This is a genomic window from Caulobacter sp. GW821-FHT10F06, from assembly GCF_058809215.1.
Genome location: NZ_JBXASK010000007.1, coordinates 285960 through 308098, shown reverse-complemented (window position 1 = coordinate 308098; position 22139 = coordinate 285960). Strand labels below are relative to the sequence as shown.

Here is a 22139-nt window from a genome sequence, read left to right as displayed (position 1 = left end):
GGAAGGCTCTAGCGCTTTTCGTCTTGGGTGGCGAGGCGCTGGTCGGCCCCGGCCTGCATCAGGGACACGTGGGCGGAGGCGACTTTCCAGCCCTCGGGGGTGCGGATCCAGGTCTGGCTCTGGCGGCCGGTCTTGCCGCTGTCGTCGCGCCGGAACTCGACATTGGCGACGGCGAAATCGGCCCCGAAGGTGACGATCTCGGTGCGTAGGCGGGTGCGGGGCGGCGAGCCGCCGGCCCGGCCGACGCGGAAGGCGGCGATCTCGGCGAAGCTCCACAGGTTCTCGGCCACGCCCAGGCGTACGGTGTGGGGTGAGTTCCAGAACGCCCCGTCCAGGGCCTGGACGTCGTTGTCCATCAGCGCCGTTTCATAGGCGTCGACGGCGGCGGTCACCTCGGCCAACACGGCGGGGTCGTTGAGGATCATTGCGCGCCCTCCTTCAAGAAGGTCTGGGGGACGTGGGCGGCGACGACGCCCATGCGTTGCAGCTTCAGGCCCGCGGCCAGGGCCAGGTCTTCGCGCCAAGCCGGGGCGATGATCTGCACGCCGATCGGCAGCTGGCCCGGCCGGTTCACCGGCGCGGCCAGCACCGGCAGGCCGATATAGCTGATCGGCTGGGTGAAGGCGCCCAGGTTCTTGCGGACGGAGACCTGCTGGCCCCCCATTTCCATGGTCGCCTGGCCAACGCCGGGGGCGGGGCAGACCGAGGCCGGGGCCAGCAGGATGTCGAACCGTTCGAAGGCCCGTCGGACCTCGTCGCGGAAATGGGGCCGATAGCGCTGGGCCGCCTCGGCCACGCCATGGGGCAAGAGGGCGCCGGCCAGCAGGCGGTCGCGGACGGCGGGGTCGTAGTCCATCGCCCGGGCCTTCAGGTCGGGCAGGTGTAGTTCGGCGGCCTCGACCGGGGTCAGGCAAAAGGCCGCGGCGCGGGCGGCCTGGGCGCCGGGGAGGATCACGCGGTCCTTGGCCTCCAGCGCCTGGGCCACCTGGTCCAGAGCCTCCAGCACCTCGGGAAAGGCGCCTTGCGCGAACCAGCCGCCCAGCACGCCGACGCGCAGGGGACCGTCGGCCAGGGCGGCGACACGGTCCGACACCGGCGCGGCCTCGCGCGTGCAGATCGCGTCGCCTTCGGGATCGGCGCCCTGCATCAAGTCATAGGCCAGGGCCAGGTCCTCGACCGAGCGGGCGAAGGCGCCAGCGTGGTCCAGGCTCTCGACGAACGGGAAGACGCCCTGGCGCGACAGGCGGCCATAGGTGGGCTTCAGGCCGAACACCCCGCACAGGCTGGCGGGGATGCGGATCGAGCCGTTGGTGTCCGAGCCCAGGGTCAGGGGCGCGAGGCCCGCCGCCACGGCCGCCGCCGAGCCGCCCGACGAGCCGCCGGCGATGCGGGTCAGGTCATGGGGATTGCGGGTCGGGCCGTCGTGGGCGTTCTCGGTGACGAAGCCATAGGCGAACTCGTCCATGTTCAGCGCGCCGACCAGGATGGCGCCGGCCGCCTCCAGGCGCTGCACCAGCGTCGCGTCGCGAGATGGCGGCGTCGCGCCCCGCCGGATCTTCGAGCCCGCCAGGGTGGACAGGCCCTCGATGTCGAACAGGTTCTTGACCGCGAACGGGACGCCGGCCAGCGGACCCACCGGCTGACCTGCGGCGAGGGCGGCGTCGATGGCGTCGGCCCGCGCCAGAGCGCGTTCGCCCAGCACGGCGGTGAAGGCGTTGATCGCGCCGTCGCGGCGGGCGATGCGCGACAGCGTCGCCTCGACCACGGCGCGGGCGGTGACGCGGCCCGCGCGGACCTCGCCGGCGATCTCGATCAGGCTGGGGAAGCTCACGGTTGAAACGCCTCGGGCGCGCCATCGCCGGCCTTGTCGGCCAGGGCCGCGACGAAGAGGGCGGTCTGACCCCGCAGCAGGGTCAGGTTCTCCAGCACCGCCGCCCGGGTCGGCTCGGGCAAGGTCAGGTCGATCTCGGCGGCGCGCGCGTCGGCATAGGCCGCGACATCGCCGTCGGACAGGTCGAGAAAGGCCTTGAGCGCCGGGTCGATCGCCATGCGGTGACGGTCTCCATAAGTAAGAAATTTATTCATATACCCGCGTCGCGCGGCTAGGCTAGTGCGGCCGCGCTTGCGGCCGCCGTCCGTGACGTCAGCCTGCGGGAGAGACAGTCGCGCCGCCAAACGCCCGTCCAGCGGGCGCCTGGCCGCGATCGCCTCGCCATCCGTCGGCCCCGCCTTGGACCGCGCCCCGGATCGGCGTCGAAGTGACTGCTGGTAATAGAAGGCTTACTTGATGCCCCATCACCGCCTGACCTCCACGCCGGAAACCATCCGTTTCGGCATGTTCGACGCCGCCTTCGACCCGGTGCTGATCATCAAGTCCGGGGACAGCGTCACCTTCGAATGCGTCTCGGGCGGGGTGGAGGTGATGCCGACGCCCGACAGCGGCCTGACGATCCCGCCGGCCTTGCAGGCGATCCACGACAGCAAGCCCGAGCGGATCGGCCCGCACATCCTGACCGGCCCCGTGGCAATCGCCGGCGCCGAGCCCGGCGACACGCTGGAGGTGCGGGTCGAAGAGGTCGAGCCCAACAACGACTGGGGCTATTGCGCCGTGCGCCCGCTGGCCGGAACCCTGCCGGAGGACTTCCCCGAGCGCTATGTCAGCCACATCGCCGTCGACAAGGCCAATGGGATCTGCAAGCCCAGCTGGGGACCGGAACTGCCGCTGCGGCCGTTCTTCGGCACCATGGGCGTGGCCCCGCCCGCCAAGTACGGACGCCTGTCCAGCCGCGAGCCGCGCGAGCATGGCGGGAACATGGACAACAAGGAGCTGGGCGCTGGCGCGACCCTGTTCCTGCCGGTCTGGGTTCCGGGCGCCAACTTCTCGGTCGGTGACGGCCACGGCCGCCAGGGCGACGGCGAGGTCTGCGTCAATGCGCTGGAAATGGGCCTGACCGGGACCTTCACCTTCGTCCTGCACAAGGTCGCGGACCTCGGAACGGCGACCTGGCCCCGCGCCGAGACCCCGACCCACTACATCATCATGGGGTTCCACGAGGACCTCGACCTAGCCATGAAGCAGGCCCTGCGCGGCATGATCGACTTCATCGTCGCCCGCTCGACCCTGACCCGCGTGCAGGCCTACCAGTTCTGTTCCTTGGCCGTGGACTTCCGCGTCACCCAGACCGTCAACGGCGAGAAGGGCGTGCACGGCCTGCTGGAGAAGGGCGTGCTGTTCTAGGCGCTAGTCTCTCCGCCTCGCGGAGCTTCCGGCGCGATCGTCCATAAAGTTTCCCAAGCTTCACAATTATCTCTGGCTTTAAACCCGCCGCTCCCTAAACCTTGGCGTTCACTCTCTTGGGGCGAGTACGGGGCGGGCATGGTTCTCAACGGTAGCGAAGGTTCCGACTATCTCGTCGGAGCCGACGAAGACGATGTCTTCCAAGGGCTTGGGGGCAACGACACCCTGCTTGGCGGTCAAGGGAATGACACCCTGGCCGGAGGAACCGGCGGCGACTACCTGCACGGCAACCAGGGCAACGACTCGCTGGAGGGCGGCGTGGGCGCCGACACCCTGCTGGGCGGCCAGAACGAAGACACCATCGTCGCGGGCGACGGCGACGACTACCTGCACGGCAATCTGGGCTGGGACAGCCTGCTGGCCGGCGCCGGGGCGGACACCGTGCTGGGCGGCCAGGGCGGCGACACGATCTTCGCCGGCTCCGGCGGCGACCTGGTTTTCGGCGACATGGGTCCCGACACGATCTGGGCCGAGGACGGCGACGACACCGTCTATGGCGGCGGCGATCGGGACAGCATCAGCGCCGGCGACGGCGCCGACACCGTCTTCGGCGACGCCGGCGACGACCGGATCCTCGGCGGCTTCGGCAACGACAACCTGATGGGCGGCGTCGACGCCGACCTGGTCCTGGGCGAGGAGGGAAACGACACCCTGTCCGGCGGCGAAGATCAGGACACCGTCTATGGCGGCGTGGGCAATGACCTCGTCATCGGCGACGGCGGCACGGACTTCCTCTTCGGCGACGAGGGCAATGACACCGTGTCCGGCGGCAACGGCACCGACGAGGCCCACGGCGGCGCGGGCGACGACCTGCTGGACGGCGGCGAGGACAACGACCTGCTCCTCGGCGAGACGGGCGCCGACACCATCGCCGCCGGCTCGGGCGATGACAGCCTCTATGGCGGCGACGGCGACGACTACCTGTCGGGCGGCGCGGGCGACGACGTCATCGAAGGCGGCGACGGCTTCGACTTCGTCAGCTTCCTGAACGACGGTGTGACGACTGGCGTGACCCTGCAACTGGGTCAATCAGGCCAGAGCATCTCCACCAACCGCGGCCTCGACACCTACTATTCGATTGAGGGCGTCGTGGGCTCGGCCTTCAGCGACTACATCCAGGGCAACGCCGGAAACAACATCCTGCGCGGCGGAGACGGCGACGACACGCTGCTCGGGCGCGGCGGGGCGGACACGCTCGATGGCGGCGCGGGCGATGACTATCTCGTCGCCTTCGTGTCCGGCGACACCTCGGCATCCTCGACCGGCACGCTGATGCTCGGCGGCGCCGGCGATGACGATTTCGACCTCGGCTATGGCGACAACCGCGCCGAAGGCGGCGTCGGCGAAGACTGGTTCATCATCGAAAGCCAGCCGGGCACGAAGACGATCGACGGCGGCGACGGTGTGGACACCCTGCAGTTCCGATCCACGGTCACGTTCGTCAACGGCGTCACCGTCGACCTGAGCAACACCGCCAGCCAACGCGTGGCCGACGAAGTCTTCCTGATCCAGAGCTCGATCGAGAACCTGCTGGGCACCGTCGTCAACGACACCCTCACGGGCAACGCCAGCGCCAACATCATCAACGGCCAGGCCGGAAACGACCTGATCTCCGGCGGCGGCGGCGCGGACACCCTCTACGGCAGCGGCGGCGACGACACGCTGTCAGGCGGCGACGGCGATGACAGCCTGTACGGCGGCGGCGGCGTCGATGCCCTGACCGGCGGGGCCGGACGCGACAGCTTCATCTTCTATTCGCGCGAGTCCTATCCCGTTTACGTCGGGGCCGGCTTCGACACGATCAAGGACTTCCAGGCCAACGACAAACTGGTCTTCGTCGACCGCACCCAGCCCATCACCTACGGCGAATACACCGCCGCGACCTATGACGCCGCCCTGGCCATGGCCCAGCAGCTGGTCAAGCCGGGCCTGTACACCGTGATCCAGGTGCTGGGGGACGTCTATGTGTTCTCGGGCGCCGCCAGCGGGTCGACGGTGTACATGGAAAACATCATCAAGCTGGAAGGCGCGAACCTGGACAGCATCAGCGTCGACAACTTCTTCTAGGGCCGACCTCCGCCGACGCCGGCTCGTCCTGAGCGAGCCGGCAACTCGGACCCGTCCTCGACGTTGATCTTGCAGACGCTTCAGGGCCTATGGACGACGACGTCCGGGGTTCGCGGCGGTCATGGGAGAAAACGATGAAGTTGGTCCTGCCCGTCGTCGCGTTGCTGGCCCTGGCGGCCTGTTCTCCCAAGCCCGGCGCGGATGCGCCCGAAGCCCCCAAGCAGGCGGCCCCGACGGCCGCCGCCAAGCCCGCGCCGGTCAATGTGCCCGCCGGGGCCTACGTGATCGACAAGAGCCATTCGACCCTGGTGTTCCGGCTCAGCCACCTGGGCTTTTCCAACTACACCGCCGCCTTTGCCGACTTCGACATCAAGTTGAACTTCGACCCGGCCAACGCCGGCGCCAGCACGCTGGAAGCGACCATCGATCCCAAGTCGCTGACCCTGCCGCATCCGCCGGCCGGGTTCCTGGAAGAGCTGACCGGCCCGCAGTGGCTGAACGCGGCGCAATATCCGGCCATCACCTTCAAGTCGACCAAGGTCGAGGTGACCGGTCCCGACACCGGCAAGGTGACGGGCGACTTCACCCTGCATGGGGTGACCAAGCCGCTGGTCCTGGATGTGAAGTTCAACGGCGGCTATGCGGGCCATCCGATGGACCCGCACGCCCGCATCGGCTTCTCGGCGACCGGGACGTTCAAGCGCTCGGACTTCGGCATCGCCTTCGGCGTTCCGGCCCCGGGCACGACCATGGGCGTCAGCGACGAGGTCGCCGTGGCCATCGAGACCGAGCTCAGCGGTCCGCCGCTCGCCAAGGCGCCGGCGACGGTGCAATAGGATTGGTTGTAATCCCGGAAGCCTCGCAGAGGCTATCCGGGACCGCGGCAAGCGCCGAGCATCCGGTGGTCCCGGCTCTGCGGCCGGGATGACAGGTCTGGAAGCTACCGCTTGCCCGCCGTCAGATAGCCTTCCAGCAGCGCCAGCGAATGGGCCAGGCGGGCCTTGCGCCACTCGGTGGTGGTCATGTCGGTGTCCAGCGTCGCCGACAGCGAATAGCCGTTGGCCAGGTGGAAGCGGCTCATGGCGGCGATGGTGACGTAGAGCTGGACGGGGTCGAGGTCTGACCGAAACAGGCCCTGGCGCTGGCCGCTCTCGATCAGGCGCTCGATGGTCCGGCGAAGGGGAAACGCGGTCTCGGTCACGACGCGCGACTGCGCCGCGAACTTGCCGTGCATCAGGTTCTCGTTGCGCAGCAGCCCCTCGAAACGCGGGTTCTTCTCGAAGTAATTGAAGGTGAAGCGCTGCAGCTCCAGCAGGCCTTCCAGCGGCTTGTCGAAGTCGATCTTCAGCTCGGCCTCGCGGGCCCGGAGGTCGACATAGGCGCCTTCGAGGACGGCCAGGTACAGGCCCTTCTTGTCGCCGAAGTAGTGGTACAGCATCCGGATGTTGCACTTGGCGGCCTTGACGATCTTCTCGATCCGGGCCCCGGCGAAACCGGCTTGCGAGAACTCCTTCAGGGCCGCGGCGAGGATCGCCTTGCGGGTGCGTTCGGCGTCGCGCTTGCGCGGCGCGGGGGCGTCGTCGGAGGTTTCCGAAGGCGCGGCGGGCGCGTCCAGTACGGCGGCGTCGGTCACGGGATCTTGGCTCCCTGCTTGATCCACGCGCCCAGCTGGGCGCGCTCGGCGTCGGTCATGCCGGTCTCGTTGCCGAGCGGCATGCTCTTCGTGGCTACCGCGCGTTCGTGAATTTTCGGCGCATATTTCTGAAGGTTCGCCGCGCTATCGAACGTGGCGCCCAAAGGCGGGGCGGCGAAGCCCTTGTGAGTGGGCGTGGCGCTGTGACAGGTGACGCAGTGCTTCTGGACGATCGCCTGAGCGGTCGAGAACGGCACGGGCGAGGTCACGACGATCTCGGTCTTGGGCTTGCTGCTGGCGATGACGCTGACCGAGAAGATCAGCAGCGCGCCATAGGCCAGGAAGTCGTGCCGGATGATCCCGTGGTGTTTGAGGATGAAAAAGTAGCGGATCGACACGCCGCCAGCGCTGATCAGGGCCAGCAGCAGCCAGGCCAGCGGATGGCCCGTCACCACCGGATAGTGGTTGCTGATCATGATGAAGATGACCGGCAGGGTCATGTGGGTGTTGTGCACCGAGCGCTGCTTGCCCATCGCCCCCAGGCGCGGATCGACGGGGCGGCCGGCCAGCATGTCGGCGACGATCTTGCGTTGGTTGGGGATGATGATCAGGAAGACGTTGCCGACCATGCAGGTGCCGATGATCGCGCCCACATGGATGAAGGCGCCCCGGTCGGTGAAGAGTTGGGTCAGGGCCCAGGTCGCCGCCGTCAGGCTCAGGAACCAGACGATCCCGAACAGGCGCGGGCGCTCGCCCAGCGGCGAACGACACAGCAGCTCGTAGACGGCCAGGCCGCCGAAGATGAAGGCCAGGCCGGTGGCGATGGCCTGGGGTTGGGTGAAGGCGTGCTTGGCGGTGTCGATCAGATAGACCGGTGCGCCCACGTAGTAGAGCACCGTCAGCAGCGCGAAGCCTGACAGCCAGGTGGTGTAGGCCTCCCATTTGAACCAGTGCAGATGGTCGGGCATGTGCGGCGGAGCCGTCATGTACTTCTGCGAGTGATAGAACCCGCCGCCGTGCACGGCCCACAGTTCGCCCTTCACGCCCTCCTTTTCGGGCTCGGGCGCGCGCAGGTTGTTGTCCAGCCAGACGAAGTAGAACGACGCGCCGATCCAGGCCACGCCGGCGATCACGTGCAGCCAACGCAGGACCAGGCTGCCCCAGGTGGCGAAATCGTAGTCCATCAGGCGGTCACCGCGTCGAGAAGGCGTAGTCTGGAGATGTGGCCGATCTGGGCGATCGCCTCGGCGATCTCCTGGGCCTCGTCGTTCGAAAGCCGCCGCTGCATCGCCGCCAGGATCGAGGCCTTGTCGTTCAGGCGCACGGCGATGATGAACGGGAAGCCGAAGCGCGCGCCGTAGGCGGCGTTCAGGTCGTGGAAGCGCGCGAATTCTTCCGGCGTCAGCCGGTCCAGCCCGGCGCTGGCCTGCTCGGCGTTGCTTTCGGCGGTCAGGGTCTTGGCGATGGCGGCCTTGCCGGCCAGTTCCGGGTGGGCGCGGATCAGCGCCAGCTTGTCGGCTGTGGTCGCAGCGTCCAGCACGGCCATCATGGCCGCGTGCATGGCCTCGACGCTGGCGAACGGTCGCTCGTCCCAGGCGCGCTCGACCACCCATGGCGACAGCTCGAACGCGAAGCTCAGCGCGGTGGTGAAGCCGGTCTGGTTCATGATGTTGAGCAGCTTCAGGGACAGGGGCGGGGCTGAGCTCATCTGATCGCTCCTCTCCCTTCCCCCTTGATGGGGGAAGGGCCGGGGATGGGGGTGAACGCGAAGCGTTCAGCGGCGTGCGAGGGCTGGAGGAGGCGTGAGCGGTTGACACGCCGCGTCACCCCCATCCCAACCCTTCCCCCATCAAGGGGGAAGGGCTTCATGATTGGGCCCCATACGGATGCGTCGCCAGCCAATGCCGCGCGATGTCGATGCGCCGCGCGACCCAGACCTTGTCGTGGGCCATGACGTGCTCGATGAAGCGCTTGAGGCCCAGGATGCGGCCGGGCTTGCCGACCACGCGGCAGTGCAGGCCGATGCTCATCATCTTCGGCGCGGTCTCACCTTCGGCGTAGAGAGCGTCGAAGGCGTCGCGCAGATAGGTGAAGAAGTGCTCGCCGGTGTTGAAGCCCTGGGCCGCCGTGAAGCGCATGTCGTTGGCTTCCAGCGTGTAGGGCACGATCAGCTGCGGGCGGCCGTGCTGGTCGTCGTAATAGGGCAGGTCGTCGGCATAGCTGTCGGCGTCGTAGACGAAGCCGCCTTCCTCCGCGATCAGGCGAGCGGTGTTGGGGCTGGTGCGGCCCTGGTACCAGCCCAGAGGGCGCTCGCCGGTCAGGCGGGCCTGGACCTCGATGGCCTTCTGGATGTGCTCCAGCTCCTGCTCGGGCGTGAAGTGCTGGTAGTCGATCCAGCGATAGCCATGGCTGGCGATCTCCCAGCCGGACTCCATCATCGCCTCGACGGCGTCGGGATGGCGCTCCATGGCCTGGGCGACGCCGAACACGGTCAAGGGCAGGCCCAGCTCGTCGAACAGCCGGCGGATGCGCCAGAACCCGGCGCGCGAGCCGTATTCGTAGAGGCTCTCCATCGACATGTTGCGCATGCCCTGGATGGGCTGGGCGCCGACCATCTCCGACAGGAAGAACTCGCTGACGGGGTCGCCATGCAGGATCGAGCGTTCGGCGCCTTCCTCGTAGTTCAGGACGAACTGCACGGCGATGCGGGCGCCGTTGGGCCAGGCGGCGTGGGGCGGGTGCTGGCCGTAGCCGATGAGGTCGCGAGGGTAAGTCATGCGCGGACCCCCTCAGTCGCTCCGCGACAGCTCCCCCAGAGGGGGAGCATCTTCTGGGCGAGGCGTTCAAAGATCCTCCCCCTCTGGGGGAGGTGGCCCGGAGGGCCGGAGGGGGTCAGCACGGCGTCCATCATCCGAACACCTTCGCCGCCGCATCGACGCCAGCCCCCGGCGTCGCCGAGAACCCTTCCCAACGCAGCACCGCCTCCAGCGCCGCCAGCGTCGTCAGAACCGCGTGCTTGCGCGCGTTGACCCCCATCGCCCCGATCCGCCAGATCTTGCCGGTCAGCGGCCCGAACGCCGTGCCGATCTCGATCTCGAACTCGGTGCGCATCCGGGCCCGGACGCGGTCGCCGTCGACGCCGTCGGGGATCCAGATGCCGGTGACGTTGGTCATCTTGTGGGCCTGGTCGCCATAGACCTTCAGGCCCAGGGCTTCCGCGCCGGCGACCACGGCCGCGCCGGCGGCGGCGTGGCGCGCGAAGCGAGCGTCCAGCCCTTCCTCCAGCGTCACGCGGGCGCATTCGCGGGCCGCGTACAGCATGCTGGCCGCCTCGGTGTGGTGGTTCAGGCGCTTGTCGGACCAGTAGTCCATGATCATCGCCAGGTCGAAATAGTTGGAGGCGATGCGGCGGCCATTGCCGCTGACCGACCCCGCCGTGGCGATGCCGCGCTCGACATGCTTGCGGCCGGCGATGTGGTCGGCGGCGCGGTCGCTGATGGTGATCGGGGCCGAGCCCGAGGGGCCGCCCAGGCACTTCTGCAGGCCGGCGGTGACGATGTCGGCCTGCCACTTGTCCACAGGCACGCTCATGCCGGCCAAGGTGGCGGTGGCGTCGACATAAAGCAGGGCGTCGTGGCGACGGCAGATCTCGCCGATGGCCTCGATCGGCTGGGCGATGGTGGTCGAGGTGTCGCCGTGCACGCAGGCGACCAGGCGCGGCTTGACCCGGGCGACGGCGTCCTCGACGGCTTGAGGATCGACGACCTTGCCCCACTCGCCCTCGACCAGGGTGACCTTGGCGTCGCAGCGCTCGGCGATCTCGGACAGCAGCAGGCCAAAGCGGCCGGCGTTGACGATCACCACGTCGTCGCCCGGCGCCAGCACCGAAACCAGCGCCGCCTCGATCCCGGCCCGCGAGGTGCCGTCGATCAGGAAGGTCCAGCGGTTCTGCGTCTGGAAGACCTGGCGGTACAGCGCCATGGTCTCGTTCATGTAGCCGGTGAACTCCGGATCGAACTGGCCCAGCAGCTGCACCGACATGGCGCGCAGCACGCGGGGGTGCACGTTGATCGGGCCGGGGCCCATCAGCAGGCGGGCGGGGTGGTCGAGTTCTTTGAAGGTGTCGGTCATGTCGTCTTCGTTCTTGGGCCGCCCTCGTCCTTCGACAGGCTCAGGATGAGGGCTACTGACAGGTCTTTGAGGCGGGTCATTCGAGAACCTCACCCTGAGCTTGTCGAAGGGCGAGGGTCTCGGGCCGCCAGCTTGTCAACGAACCCCAGCATGGCCTGCGCCGCCAAGGCGCAATCGGCCTCGGTGACGGACTCGGCCGGGTTGTGGCTGATCCCGCCCTCGCAGCGGATGAACAGCATGGCGGTGGGACACAGGACGGCCATCACCATGGCGTCGTGACCCGCGCCCGAGGGCAGGCGGCGAGGCGGCAGGCCCAGCTCGCCGACGGCCTCTTCCAGCAGGGCGGTGAGCGCCGGATCGCAGGGGCTCTCATCCAGCGCCTGCATCAGGGTGACCGACGCCGTGAGGCCGCGCCGCGCGGCGATGGCGTGGATTTCGGCGGTGACGGCTTCCACCGCCGCGTCGCGGGTCGCCGAGGTCTCGGCGCGGATGTCCATGGAGAACTCGACCGCGCCGGGGATGACGTTGAAGGCGCCGGGCAGGGCGGTCATGCGGCCGACTGTGCCGACCAGGTTGTCGGTTCCGGCCTGGCAGATGCGCTCCAGGGCCAGCATGCACTCGGCGGCGGCGGGGCCGGGATCCTTGCGCAGGGTCATCGGCGTGGTGCCGGCGTGGCCGGCCATGCCGGTGATCCGCACCATCAGCCGCTTCTGCGCGGCGATGGCGGTGACGACGCCCAGGGCCAGGCCCTCGGCTTCGAGGACGGGGCCCTGCTCGATGTGGGCTTCGAGGAAGGCGATGGCCTCGGACGGCCTGCGCGCCGCGTCCGTGATCTTCGCGGGATCCAGGCCAAAGGCGCTGAAGGCGTCGGCCAGGGTCACGCCCTCGGCGTCCGTCATGCCCAGCACGGCGGCCGGATCCAGCGTGCCGGCGATGGCCCGGCTGCAGCTCATCGAGGCCGAGAACCGCGAGCCTTCCTCGTCGCCGAACGCGATCACCTCGACGGCGAAGGGCAGGCGACGGCCGGCGTCGCGCAACGCCTCGACCACGTCGATGCCCAGCATGATCCCCAGCGGACCGTCATAGCGCCCGCCGTTGCGGACGCTGTCGATGTGCGAGCCAATCAGCAGGGCCGGCGCATCCAGCGTCTCGCCCTCGTAGCGGCCGACCAGGCTGCCGGCGGCGTCGCGGCGGACGCTCATGCCCGCGTCGGTCATCCAGCCGGTCAGGGTCCGCAGCGCCGCCTCATGAGCCGGCGTGAGAAAACGACGCGTCAGCTGGCCCTCGACCTCGCTATAGGGCGACACGCCCAGCAGGTCGCACCGAGCCTTGGCCCTCGCGCCGATCTCCAACTCGCTCACCCCGTCCTGGCTCCGATAGCGCCCCTGCCGGCCGTGGCCTCTTGGTAGCAGGCCGCGCCGCGGCGCTCCGCCGTCCAAGTCTTCGCGCGCGTCGATCCGCGCGTCGATGCCTCGACAAGCGCCAGCGTTAGAGCCCGGCGCCTGCGAATAAGTCATAAACTACTTACTTAAGCAGCGCGAGCCTGTTGCCGAACCGGGGTTTGTGACGGGCCAAGCGGCTGATAGGTCTGGCGCAGCCCTGAAGCGAGTATCGCGTGAACCGGTCGATCGCCGCGAGAATATTGCGAGTGAACCATGGCGGCGAGCACGGCGCCATCAGGATCTATCGCGCCCAGATCGCGTTGGCCAAGCTTCGCGCGCCCGACCTGCTGCCGTTCCTGCGCGGTACGCTGGAGCACGAGCGTGAGCACCTGATCCGCTTCCGGGCCTTGATGCCGACGCGGGCCGCCAAGCCCTGTCGCCTGATGTGGATCTGGTCGGTCGGCGGGGTGGTGCTGGGCAGCGTCACGGGACTGTTCGGACGCAAGGCTATCCTTGTCTGCACCGAGGCGGTCGAGCGGACCGTGCACCGACACCTGGAGGATCAGCTGGCCTGGCTGGGCGAGCGCGACGTCGAGATGTCGGCCGTGATCCGCGAAATCCAGCAGCAGGAGCTGGGCCACATGCGCTTCGCCGAACGGACCATGGGGTCGGCCAATCCGTTCACGCGAGGGCTTCGCCTGGTCATCGCCCTGGCGACCGAAAGCCTGATCTGGCTTTCGACCCGAGGCGACTCCCTTCGTCTGGCCCGCGAGCTGCGGCGCGCCTAGGCCTTCACGAACTTGCCCGCCGCGCGGACCGAGCCGGTGGGATCGCCCGACGGCGAGCCGCCCAGGGGTTCGTCGGTGACGGCCAGGGTGGCGGTGTAGGCGCCCAGGCCCTTCAGGCCGGCGGGCACGGCGATGCGGGCCGGGGCGTCCTGCGGGATCACGCCTAGCGAGATCGGCTTCTGGCCTTCGGGGATGATCCACAGTTCGGCGTCGCGCTGGGCCGGCATCTTCATCGACACCGGCGTCAGGATCAGCTTGTCGGTCGCATGGTCGAGCGTGGCGACCAGGGCCGGCTTGCTGGTGGTCGGGTCGGTGATGACGGCCACCTCGGCGGCGGCCGGCGGCGCGACGGGAGCGACGATCGGCGGCGGGGCCGGCCGCGGCGTCAGCACCAGGGCGACGACGCTGGCGGCGGCCAAGGCCAGGGCCCCGACGGAGGCGCCTTGCCAGACGCGGACATTGCTCCAGAGGCTCGGCTTGGCGGTCTCGCCGATCAGGTTGGCGATGCGGGGCCACAGGCCGGCCGAGGGCTCGACCGCGCGGATGTCGGCGGCCAGCGGGGTCAGGTGGTTCTCCCACCACTGCACGGCGCGGGCGAAGCCCGGCTCGGCGGCGATGCGGCGACGGGCCTCGGCGCGCTCGTCGGCGTCCAGGACGCCCAGCACATATTCGCCGGCCAGCGGACGCTCTTCGTCGGGAACGGTCACGTCGGTCATGCTTCGAGACACGCGCGAAGGCTGATCAGGCTGCGCCGGATCCAGCTTTTGACCGTGCCCAGCGGGGCGCCGATCCTTTGGGCCAGGGCGTCATAGGTGACGCCCTCGAAGAAGGCCGTGCGCACCGCGCCGGCGTGCTTGGGGTCCAGTTGGTCCAGGCACCCGTCCAGGCGCTGGCGGTCCTCGTCGGTCTCGACCAGGGTTGACGCCAGCGGCGCGGCGTCGGGCACCGTCTCGGCCTCCTCGACCCCGGCCATCACCCGGCCGCCGCGCGAGCGCAGCTTGTCGATCGACCGGTTGCGGGCCATGGCGACCAGCCAGGTGATCGGGCTGGCCTTTTCCGGATCGAAGCGGTCGGCCTTGTTCCAAACGTTGAGATAGACATCCTGCAACACGTCTTCCGCCTCCTCGCGGTCATTCAAGATACGGAGGCAGACGCCGAACAGTTTCGCGGACGTGTGGCGATAGACGTATTTGAGGGCGTCCGAATCCCGGTTGGCGACCCGGGCTATGGCGCGCGAAAGCAAGGCCCGGCTGGTGTCGGCATCCATCGATCAGGGGTCCCCGCGACATTCGGTCACGCAACGGTGGCACGCCGTCCGGAGGGTGGCAATGGGGCGCGCTCAGGGAGTCGCCTGTCGGGCGCCAGGCCTCGCAGGATACAAGGCGTGTCGGTCGCTACTTCACCGCCCGCAACGCCGCGAAGCCGGCGCTGGCCGCCACGGTGGTCAGGAACGTGCCCCAGGCCATGTCGGCCAGGGTGATGGTGGTCGACCAAGTCTTCAGCGTCGCCTGGTTGGTCAGGTCATAGGTGGCGTAGGCGCAGAAGCCGAACACGGCGGCGTTGAAGACCAGGCGCTTCCAGCTGTCTTCGCGGGCGGCGGGCAGGATGGCCAGCAGCATGATCGCGGTCAGATAGATCAGGTAGAACGCCGCCGCCGGCGCCAGGGCGGGCTTGGCGGCCATCAGCTCGCCGATTCGCGGCTGGTAGAGGCGCGGGGCCATCAGGGTCAGCCAGACGGCGTCCAGCGCCAGCATGGCGCCGCCGGTGGCCAGATAGCCGAGGATGTATCGCATCATGGGACATTCGCCGTTTCGATGACGGGCCGCAGGCGATAGTGGCTGACGCCCCATTCCTCGCCGTCGCGGTGACCAAAGAGGCCGGAAGTGGCCATGAAGAACAGTCGCCAACGCCGCCGCCAGACGGTGGCGTTCGGGCCGTAGACGTCGCTGAGGATCGGATCGATCGTCGCGCGGTTGGCGTCGAAATTCTCCAGCCACTGCTCGGCGGTGCGGGCGTAGTGCTCGCCGCTCCAGCGCCAGTCGGCCTCGACCTGGAAGAGGTCGGGGAACTGTCGGGGCAGGTCGTGGCTGGGCATGACGCCGCCGGTGAAGAAGTACTGGGCGATCCAGTCGGCCGGGTCGTCGACGTCGAAGCGGTAGGGCGCGTTCTTGTGCGTGAAGACGTGCAGGAACAGCAGGCCGTCGGGCTTGAGCCAGCCCTTCACCCGGGTCAGCAGGGCCCGCCAGTTGGACATGTGCTCGAACATCTCCACCGAGACCACGCGGTCGAAGCGCTGGTTGGTCTGGAAATCGTTCATGTCGGCGGTGACGACGGTCAGGTTGGCCAGGCCCCGCTCGGCGGCGCGGGCCTCGATGAAGGCGCGCTGCGAGGCGGAGTTCGACACCGAGGTAATTCGGGCGTTGGGAAAGCGGTCGGCCATCCACAGCGACAGCGAACCCCAACCGCAGCCCAACTCGAGGATCTGTTGGCCGTCGCGCAGGTCGGCGTGGGCGGCGGTCTCGCGCAGGGCCTCGGCCTCGCCCAGGGCCAGGTCGCCGCGGCCGTTGGGGTAAAGGCCGCTGGAATATTTCAGGTTGGGGCCCAGCACGACCTCGAAGAAGGCGGCGGGCAGTTCGTAGTGCTGGGCGTTGGCCGCGTCGGTGTGCTCGGCGATCGGCCGGGCGGCCATGTCGCGTGCGAAGTCGGCGGCCGCGTCGGCGGGGGCGCCGGTCAGCCGGCGGCGGGCGTCGCCGACCAGGAAGCGGATCGCGGCGCGCGAGACGGCGTCGGGCAGCGGCGCGTCTTCAAAGGCGTGGATGGCGGCCTTGACCAGGCTCATGGGAACTCCTCGCTGCAGGTTGGCCGACCCTCGCGGGCGCAACGATCACAGCTACGCGGCAAACCGCCTGTCGGATGCGGCGCGCGTCCAAACCCTTATCGCTTCCGTAGCTGAGATTGTCGCGTCGCTGCGACGTGCAGAAGGGGGATCCCACTTGGCCGCGTCTCGTCCTACCCAGCGTCTGAACATCGCCGTGATCGGCGCAGGGATTTCCGGCCTCTCGGCCGCCTGGCTGTTGTCCAGGTCTCACGATGTCACCCTCTACGAGGCCGACGATCGGCTGGGCGGCCACGCCAATACGGTCGAGGTCGATGGCGTGCCGGTCGACACCGGCTTCATCGTCTATAACGAGCCCAACTACCCCAACCTGACGGCGCTGTTCCGGCATCTGGACGTGCCGACGGTCGACAGCGACATGTCGTTCGGCGTCTCGCTGGACAACGGCGCGCTGGAATACAGCAGCAACAACCTGCTGGCCCAGAAGAGCAACGTCCTGAACCTGCGCTTCCTGAAGATGCTGCTGGACGTCACCCGGTTCTATCGCAACGGCGCGCGCGACGTGCTGGCGCTGGAGGAGGGCGGGCTGTGCCGGCTGGACGACTATCTGCGCCAGCAGGGGTTCGGCCGCGCCTTCGCCGAGGATCACCTGCTGCCCCAGGCCGCCGCCATCTGGTCGGCCTCGATGCGCGACATCCGCGAGTTTCCCGCCGCCGCCCTGCTGCGCTTCTTCGACAATCACGGCCTGATGCTGCCGATCGACAAGCGCCCGACCTGGCGCACGGTGGTCGGCGGCAGCCGTGCCTATGTCTCGCGCCTGGTCGCCGACTTCCAGGGCGAGATCCTGACCCACCGGCCCGTGAAGCACATCCTGCGCGGCCCAGACGGCGTCACGATCGAGGACGCGACAGGGCAGACGCGTCGGTTCGACCAGGTCGTCATCGGCGCCCACGCCGACCAGGCGCTGCGGATGCTGGCCGCGCCCTCGGCCGAGGAGACCGAGATCCTCGGCGCCTTCCGCTACAGCCGCAACCGCGCGGTGCTGCACAAGGACAAGGCCCTGATGCCGCGCCGCCCAGCCGCCTGGGCCAGCTGGAACCATCTGGGGCGTCGCGGCGAAAGCGGCGAGGGCGGCGTCACCTACTGGATGAACAAGCTGCAGCCGCTCGATGGCGCCGATCCGCTGTTTCTGTCGCTGAACCCGGAACACGCGCCGCGCGCCGACAGCCTGCTGGTCGACCAGATGTACGAGCACCCGCTGTTCGACGGCCCGGCCATGCTGGCCCAGCGGCGGCTGTGGTCGCTGCAGGGTCGTGACCGGGTGTGGTTCTGCGGGGCCTATTTCGGCTCGGGCTTCCATGAGGACGGCCTGCAGGCGGGCCTGGCCGTGGCCGAGCAGCTGGGCGGCGTCCATCGCCCGTGGCTGACGCCCGATCCGTCGGGCCGGATCTATGTCGACGCCGTGGCGCCGGCCGACAGCGAGGAAATGGTCGCGTGACCTCGGGGGCGGAGACGGGCTCGGCGCTCTATGTCGGCAAGGTCGCCCACGACCGGTCGCGGCCCAAGCGCCACCGGCTGCGCTACGGCGTCTTCATGCTGCTGCTGGACCTCGACGAACTGGAGGCGCTGGACCGGCGGCTGAAGCGCTTCTCGCTCAATCGCTTCAACCTGCTGTCCTTCCACGAGCGGGACCACGCCACCGATGGCCCCTCGACGGCCAAGGCCTCGGTGCTGGCCAAGCTGGCGGCGCGGGGCATCGTGCTGGACGATCCGAAGATCACCCTGCTGTGCATGCCGCGCGTGCTGGGCCACGCCTTCAACCCGCTCAGCGTCTATTTCTGCCGCGACGGCGATGGGACGCTGAAGGCCATCGTCTATGCGGTGCGCAACACCTTCGGCCAGCGCCACGACTACATCCTGCCGGTGCGGCGTGAACGGGCCGGCTGGGTGGAGCAGGGCGCGACCAAGACCTTCCACGTCTCGCCGTTCATGCCGATGAACCTGCGCTACTCCTTCGACATCGCCGCACCCGACGAGACCGTCCATATCGGCGTCGACGTGTTCGACGAGGCGGGCCTGATGCTGACCGCCACCTTCGCCGGCGAGCGGCGCGAACTGACCGACGGGGCGCTGGTCCGCGCCATGCTGGGCCATCCCTGGCAGGTGGTCGGGATCATGGCGGCTATTGTCTGGGAGGCCGTCAAGATCGCCCTGAAGGGTTTCAAGACCTATCCCGACCCCACGGCCGCCACGCGCGAACCAGCGCTGAGCGAAGCGCAAGAAAAAGGCGGCGCTGGATGACCAGCGCCGCCGAAAGTTGATCTCTTCGGGGAGGAAGAAACTTGAAGAGGCCTAGTAGACCATCCGGAAGCCGACGAAGAACTGGCGGCCCGGCGCGGAATACTGCGTGACGACGGGGTCGTCGGCGTAGCCGAAGCGGTTGCTGGTTTCCTCGGTCAGATTCAGCGCTTCGATGCTCAGCGAGATGTTCTTGTTGAACTTGTAGCTGAACGAGGCGTCGACGTTGGTGGTGGCCGTGCTGCCCAGGAAGTCGTTGACCAGCGGGGAGTCGCAGTAACCGGGGTTACAGGTGCCCGACGCGATCGGATACTGGGTGTAGTACTTGGCGCGATAGGCGGTCGACACGCGGGCCGTCCACTTCTCGGCGTCGTAATAGACCGTGAAGTTGAAGGCGTCCGGCGAGGCGCCCGTGAACGGACCCGGCGCGACGACCTGGGCGCGGCCCGGGGTGGTGACGACGCCGGCGGCGTTCTTCACTTCCAGCTGGCCCGGGTCGATGATGTAGCTCAGCTCGGATTCCAGGTGGGTGTAGTTGGCCTGGATGCCGAACTTGTCGAGGAAGCCCGGCAGGAACGTCAGGTTCTGCTGATAGCCGATCTCGAAGCCGCGGATGTAGCCGCCCGGCGCATCGCGATACTGACGGATGTCGAACGACTGGGTGTTGATGTAGTTGGTCACGGCGGCGATCTGGGCCGCAGTGCCCGTGGTCGTCGCGCCGGTGATCAGGTCCTGGATCGCGCCCGCCGACAGGATGGTGTCCAGCGTGCCCGAGTTGACGACGGTCTGCGGGAAGCTGCGGACGTCCTTGTCGAACACGGCGATCGAGATCAGCGAACCCTGGCCGAAGTACCACTCCAGGCTCAGGTCGAGGTTGATGGCCCGGAAGGGCTCCAGCTTCGGGTTGCCGATGGTGATCGTGCCGCCGGTGGTCACGCCCGAGGTGTTGGGCGCGCTGAAGGCGGTGATCGACGGCGCCAGATTGCCCAGCAGCGGACGGGCCATGACCTTGGCCGCGCCGAAGCGCAGCAGCATGTTGTCGGCCACCTCGTAGGACATGTTCAGCGACGGCAGGATGTCGGTGTACTTGTTCTCGCCGTAGATCGGGCGCGAGGTGTTGGTCAGGCCGTTGGAGTCGACCTCGGTGATGGCGTAGCGCGTGCCGAAGTTGCCGCGCAGTTCGCGGTCGAACACCGAGGTGTTGAAGTCGAACTGCACGAACGCGCCGGTGTCGACTTCATCGACGCCGAAGGTGTTGGCCGGGTTCGACAGGGCCGAAGTGCGCCAGTCGCCCCACTTGTTGATGCAGTTGCAGTTGAAGTCGAACAGGGCCGTGAACTTGTCCAGGTCCGGGGCCAGGAAGGCGGTGGTGGTGCCGGCCGGCACGTCCAGGCCGCGACCCCAGTTGATCAGGCGGCTGGTGGCGGCCACCGAGCTGCCGGCTTCCTTCAGCGACGGGATCAGGGTCTCGCCCGACGAACCGCCGGCGCGGCCTTCGCGCGTGGTGGCGAACGAGTACTTGCGGCGCGACACGCCCCACTTGATCGTCAGGTTGTCGTCGGCGTCGTAGCTGAAGTCGACGCGGCCGCCTTCGTAGCGGTTGTCGGCCGTGGTGCGGTAGACGCGCAGCGACGAGTAGCCCTTGATCAGGTCCCAGTTGGCCGGGTTGGTCGCGTCGAAGCCGAAGTTGACCAGCGGCATCGAGCCGCCGCCGCGCTCGTCATAGACGAAGTAGTCGTTGCCGGCCGTGCCGTTGCCCGAGTCCAGCTTCAGGTAGTCGGCCAGCAGGCCGGTGCCCTTGTTGTACGAGCGCGACTGGCCCCAGATCGCCGTCATCTTCAGGCGGTCGCTGAACTCGTGCTCGAGGTTCAGCGAGCCCTGCTGGAAGAAGGTCGTGTAGTACTGCTGGTCGGCGGCCGAGCGCATGTCGACATTGCCCAGCTTCAGGTAGCTGGCGTTGGCGCCGCTTTCGCTGAGGGCGGCGTCGATCAGCTTGACCGAGGGGCGGCCGATGAACTTGTCGCGCATCGCCAGGCCGTCGGCGCTGGCCACGTAACCCACCGACAGCGGGTTGTTGTAGTACTCGTACGGATCCAGGTTGTTGGGGTTGTAGCTGTAGGTGTAGCCCGCCACCGGGGTCGTGCCGTACAGCGACTGGCCGCAGTCGACCGGCTGCACGATGGCGCTGCCGGCGGCGTAGTTACAGCCGTTGTACAGGGCGCGCTTGGTGGCCGTCGCGGTGGTCGCGCCGGCGGTGTTGTAGTTGGCGGTGGTGTTGTTGCGGTTCAGGCCGACGGCGCTGATCTGATAGTTGATCGAGTTGTTGTAGAAGCGCGAATAGACGCCGTCGAAGGTGATCTTGGTGCGGTCGGTCGGCTTCCACTGCAGCGAGCCGGTGATGCCCAGGCGCTCCTGCTCCAGCTCCTGCTGGTTGATGGTCGGCAGGGCGGGGATGCGGACCAGCGAGCCCGGCGCCGTCGTGGTGGTGATGCCGTTGGCGCGCGTCAGCGTCGAGCCGATCGGGTTGTTGACCAGGGCGTAGGCCGTCGGGTTCGAACCCGTCAGGGCCGAGCACAGGGCGGCGTTGGTGATGTTGACGCCCGGGACCACCGAGCCGTTGCACGAGGTGCCGGTCGGGGCGGCGAAGCCCTGGCGCTGCAGGATCGACGTGCCGTTGGTGGTCAGGGTCGTGCCGGCGAAGGTGGCGCCGCGATAGGCGTAGTCCGACTGGCCGGCCTGGCGGCCATAGCTGTCGATGGTGCTGTTGCGCTCGTTATAGGCCAGCGAGAACAGGGCGCCGAACTGGCCCCACTTGGTGTCCCAGCGGTCCGAATAGAGGGCGGCGACGCGCGGGTTGTTGTGCTTGCCGGCTTCGTAATAGGCGTCCTGCAGCGACAGGGCCATGCGGCGGCCCTTGTAGTCCAGCGGACGGCCGGTCACGAGGTCGACGGTCGCGCCCAGCGAGCCTTCGTCGGTCTCGGCCGAGGCGGTCTTCTGGACGCGCAGCGAGCTGAACAGCTCCGATGCGAACACGCTGAAGTCGAAGCCGCGGGTGCGGTTGCCGCTGGTGCCGCTGTCGTTGGCGCCGGCGGTGGACAGGGCTTCCAGGCCGTTCAGGCGGACGCGGGTGAAGTCGGCGCCCAGGCCCCGGACGGTGATGGTGCGGCCTTCGCCGTTGTCGCGGTCGATCGACACGCCCGGCAGGCGTTGCAGGGACTCGGCGAGGTTGGCGTCGGGGAAGTCGGCGATGTCCTCGGCGTTGATGGCGTCGACCATCACGTTCGAGTTGCGCTTCAGCGACAGCGCGCTTTGCAGCGCGGCGCGATAGCCGGTGACGACGACGGCTTCGACTTCTTCGGGTTCTGCGGCGGGGGCGGCCGGCGGGGCGGCGTCCTGGGCGAAGGCGACGCCCGAAATAGCCAGAGTCGAGGCGACGACCAGGGCGCCCAGCGAGGCCTGGTTTAGAAGCGCGCGCACGCGCCGTTGCGTTGAGTGATCCTGCATGTGTTCCCTCCCGGAAAAGTTCAAAGAGGCGCAACTCTTCTAGGTCGGTCACGCCTTGCAATAAGTTGGGTACCGCTAACGGGAACCGGTGTCATTTGCAACAGAAACCGGTGTCATGTGTGAAAAACGCCGTTATTCAGTAATAAACCCGGTTTTGACGCGTGTGATAAAACGGCTGATTTCTAACTGTAGCTTGGCTGCA

General features: G+C 68.3%; 20 protein-coding genes. 6 read left to right on the top strand and 14 right to left on the bottom strand.

Going from position 1 to position 22139, the window contains the following annotated elements; genetic code table 11:
- Positions 1–8 precede the first annotated feature (8 nt).
- From hpxZ to AC1RUS_RS17360, 3 genes are read right to left on the bottom strand one after another with little or no spacing between them, the layout of a single operon-like run.
- Positions 9–425 (bottom strand): oxalurate catabolism protein HpxZ, encoded by a 417-nt coding sequence (gene hpxZ / locus AC1RUS_RS17370; RefSeq protein ID WP_492917855.1) that lies wholly within the window; start codon positions 423–425, stop codon positions 9–11.
- On the bottom strand, positions 422–1831 hold the full coding sequence (locus AC1RUS_RS17365; protein ID WP_492917854.1) for an AtzE family amidohydrolase: 1410 nt from the start codon (positions 1829–1831) through the stop codon (positions 422–424). The genes hpxZ and AC1RUS_RS17365 overlap by 4 nt, the downstream gene beginning before the upstream one ends.
- Positions 1828–2049 (bottom strand): AtzG-like protein, encoded by a 222-nt coding sequence (locus AC1RUS_RS17360; RefSeq protein WP_492917853.1) that lies wholly within the window; start codon positions 2047–2049, stop codon positions 1828–1830. The genes AC1RUS_RS17365 and AC1RUS_RS17360 overlap by 4 nt, the downstream gene beginning before the upstream one ends.
- Positions 2050–2284: 235 nt before the next feature.
- On the opposite strand from AC1RUS_RS17360, the gene AC1RUS_RS17355 reads away from it, so the two are divergent.
- The 3 genes from AC1RUS_RS17355 to AC1RUS_RS17345 all read left to right on the top strand — a co-directional run bounded on the left by AC1RUS_RS17355 (position 2285) and on the right by AC1RUS_RS17345 (position 6201).
- Positions 2285–3238: an acetamidase/formamidase family protein gene (locus AC1RUS_RS17355; RefSeq protein WP_492917852.1), complete on the top strand. Its 954-nt coding sequence runs from the start codon at positions 2285–2287 to the stop codon at positions 3236–3238.
- Positions 3239–3376: 138 nt separating this feature from the next.
- Positions 3377–5365: a calcium-binding protein gene (locus AC1RUS_RS17350; RefSeq protein ID WP_492917851.1), complete on the top strand. Its 1989-nt coding sequence runs from the start codon at positions 3377–3379 to the stop codon at positions 5363–5365.
- 134 nt (positions 5366–5499) lie between these two features.
- Positions 5500–6201: a YceI family protein gene (locus tag AC1RUS_RS17345; protein WP_492917850.1), complete on the top strand. Its 702-nt coding sequence runs from the start codon at positions 5500–5502 to the stop codon at positions 6199–6201.
- A gap of 104 nt (positions 6202–6305) precedes the next feature.
- Here the strand turns inward: AC1RUS_RS17345 and AC1RUS_RS17340 are convergent, their stop codons facing one another.
- The 6 genes from AC1RUS_RS17340 to AC1RUS_RS17315 all read right to left on the bottom strand — a co-directional run bounded on the left by AC1RUS_RS17340 (position 6306) and on the right by AC1RUS_RS17315 (position 12490).
- Entirely contained in the window at positions 6306–6998 is a 693-nt protein-coding gene (locus tag AC1RUS_RS17340) for a TetR/AcrR family transcriptional regulator (protein ID WP_492917849.1), read from the bottom strand.
- Entirely contained in the window at positions 6995–8182 is a 1188-nt protein-coding gene (locus AC1RUS_RS17335; protein ID WP_492917848.1) for a urate hydroxylase PuuD, read from the bottom strand. Before AC1RUS_RS17335 ends, AC1RUS_RS17340 begins: the two co-directional genes overlap by 4 nt.
- Positions 8182–8706 (bottom strand): 2-oxo-4-hydroxy-4-carboxy-5-ureidoimidazoline decarboxylase, encoded by a 525-nt coding sequence (gene uraD, locus AC1RUS_RS17330; protein ID WP_492917847.1) that lies wholly within the window; start codon positions 8704–8706, stop codon positions 8182–8184. The genes AC1RUS_RS17335 and uraD overlap by 1 nt, the downstream gene beginning before the upstream one ends.
- A 157-nt stretch (positions 8707–8863) precedes the next feature.
- A complete protein-coding gene (puuE, locus tag AC1RUS_RS17325) occupies positions 8864–9775 on the bottom strand; it encodes an allantoinase PuuE (RefSeq protein ID WP_492917846.1) in 912 nt (303 codons plus the stop codon).
- 130 nt (positions 9776–9905) lie between these two features.
- Entirely contained in the window at positions 9906–11129 is a 1224-nt protein-coding gene (locus tag AC1RUS_RS17320; RefSeq protein WP_492917845.1) for a pyridoxal-phosphate-dependent aminotransferase family protein, read from the bottom strand.
- A gap of 89 nt (positions 11130–11218) precedes the next feature.
- A complete protein-coding gene (locus tag AC1RUS_RS17315) occupies positions 11219–12490 on the bottom strand; it encodes an allantoate amidohydrolase (RefSeq protein WP_492917844.1) in 1272 nt (423 codons plus the stop codon).
- 254 nt (positions 12491–12744) lie between these two features.
- Here AC1RUS_RS17315 and AC1RUS_RS17310 point away from each other — a divergent pair, with 254 nt between their 5' ends.
- On the top strand, positions 12745–13299 hold the full coding sequence (locus tag AC1RUS_RS17310; RefSeq protein ID WP_492917843.1) for a demethoxyubiquinone hydroxylase family protein: 555 nt from the start codon (positions 12745–12747) through the stop codon (positions 13297–13299).
- Here the strand turns inward: AC1RUS_RS17310 and AC1RUS_RS17305 are convergent.
- From AC1RUS_RS17305 to AC1RUS_RS17290, 4 genes are all read right to left on the bottom strand, one after another.
- Positions 13296–14015 carry an anti-sigma factor gene (locus tag AC1RUS_RS17305; RefSeq protein WP_492917842.1) on the bottom strand — a complete coding sequence of 240 codons (720 nt, stop codon included), beginning with the start codon at positions 14013–14015 and terminating at the stop codon, positions 13296–13298. The genes AC1RUS_RS17310 and AC1RUS_RS17305 overlap by 4 nt on opposite strands.
- On the bottom strand, positions 14012–14566 hold the full coding sequence (locus AC1RUS_RS17300; RefSeq protein WP_492917841.1) for a sigma-70 family RNA polymerase sigma factor: 555 nt from the start codon (positions 14564–14566) through the stop codon (positions 14012–14014). Before AC1RUS_RS17300 ends, AC1RUS_RS17305 begins: the two co-directional genes overlap by 4 nt.
- Before the next feature lie 127 nt (positions 14567–14693).
- A complete protein-coding gene (locus tag AC1RUS_RS17295; protein WP_492917840.1) occupies positions 14694–15095 on the bottom strand; it encodes a DUF2177 family protein in 402 nt (133 codons plus the stop codon).
- Positions 15092–16138 carry an SAM-dependent methyltransferase gene (locus AC1RUS_RS17290; protein ID WP_492917839.1) on the bottom strand — a complete coding sequence of 349 codons (1047 nt, stop codon included), beginning with the start codon at positions 16136–16138 and terminating at the stop codon, positions 15092–15094. Before AC1RUS_RS17290 ends, AC1RUS_RS17295 begins: the two co-directional genes overlap by 4 nt.
- A 154-nt stretch (positions 16139–16292) precedes the next feature.
- On the opposite strand from AC1RUS_RS17290, the gene AC1RUS_RS17285 reads away from it, so the two are divergent.
- Together AC1RUS_RS17285 and AC1RUS_RS17280 are read left to right on the top strand one after the other, a co-directional pair.
- Positions 16293–17633, top strand: coding sequence for an NAD(P)/FAD-dependent oxidoreductase (locus AC1RUS_RS17285; RefSeq protein ID WP_492917838.1), 1341 nt, complete (start codon positions 16293–16295; stop codon positions 17631–17633).
- Positions 17630–18436, top strand: coding sequence for a DUF1365 domain-containing protein (locus tag AC1RUS_RS17280; protein WP_492917837.1), 807 nt, complete (start codon positions 17630–17632; stop codon positions 18434–18436). Before AC1RUS_RS17285 ends, AC1RUS_RS17280 begins: the two co-directional genes overlap by 4 nt.
- Before the next feature lie 51 nt (positions 18437–18487).
- Here the strand turns inward: AC1RUS_RS17280 and AC1RUS_RS17275 are convergent, their stop codons facing one another.
- Positions 18488–21937 carry a TonB-dependent receptor gene (locus AC1RUS_RS17275; protein WP_492917836.1) on the bottom strand — a complete coding sequence of 1150 codons (3450 nt, stop codon included), beginning with the start codon at positions 21935–21937 and terminating at the stop codon, positions 18488–18490.
- Positions 21938–22139 lie beyond the last annotated feature (202 nt).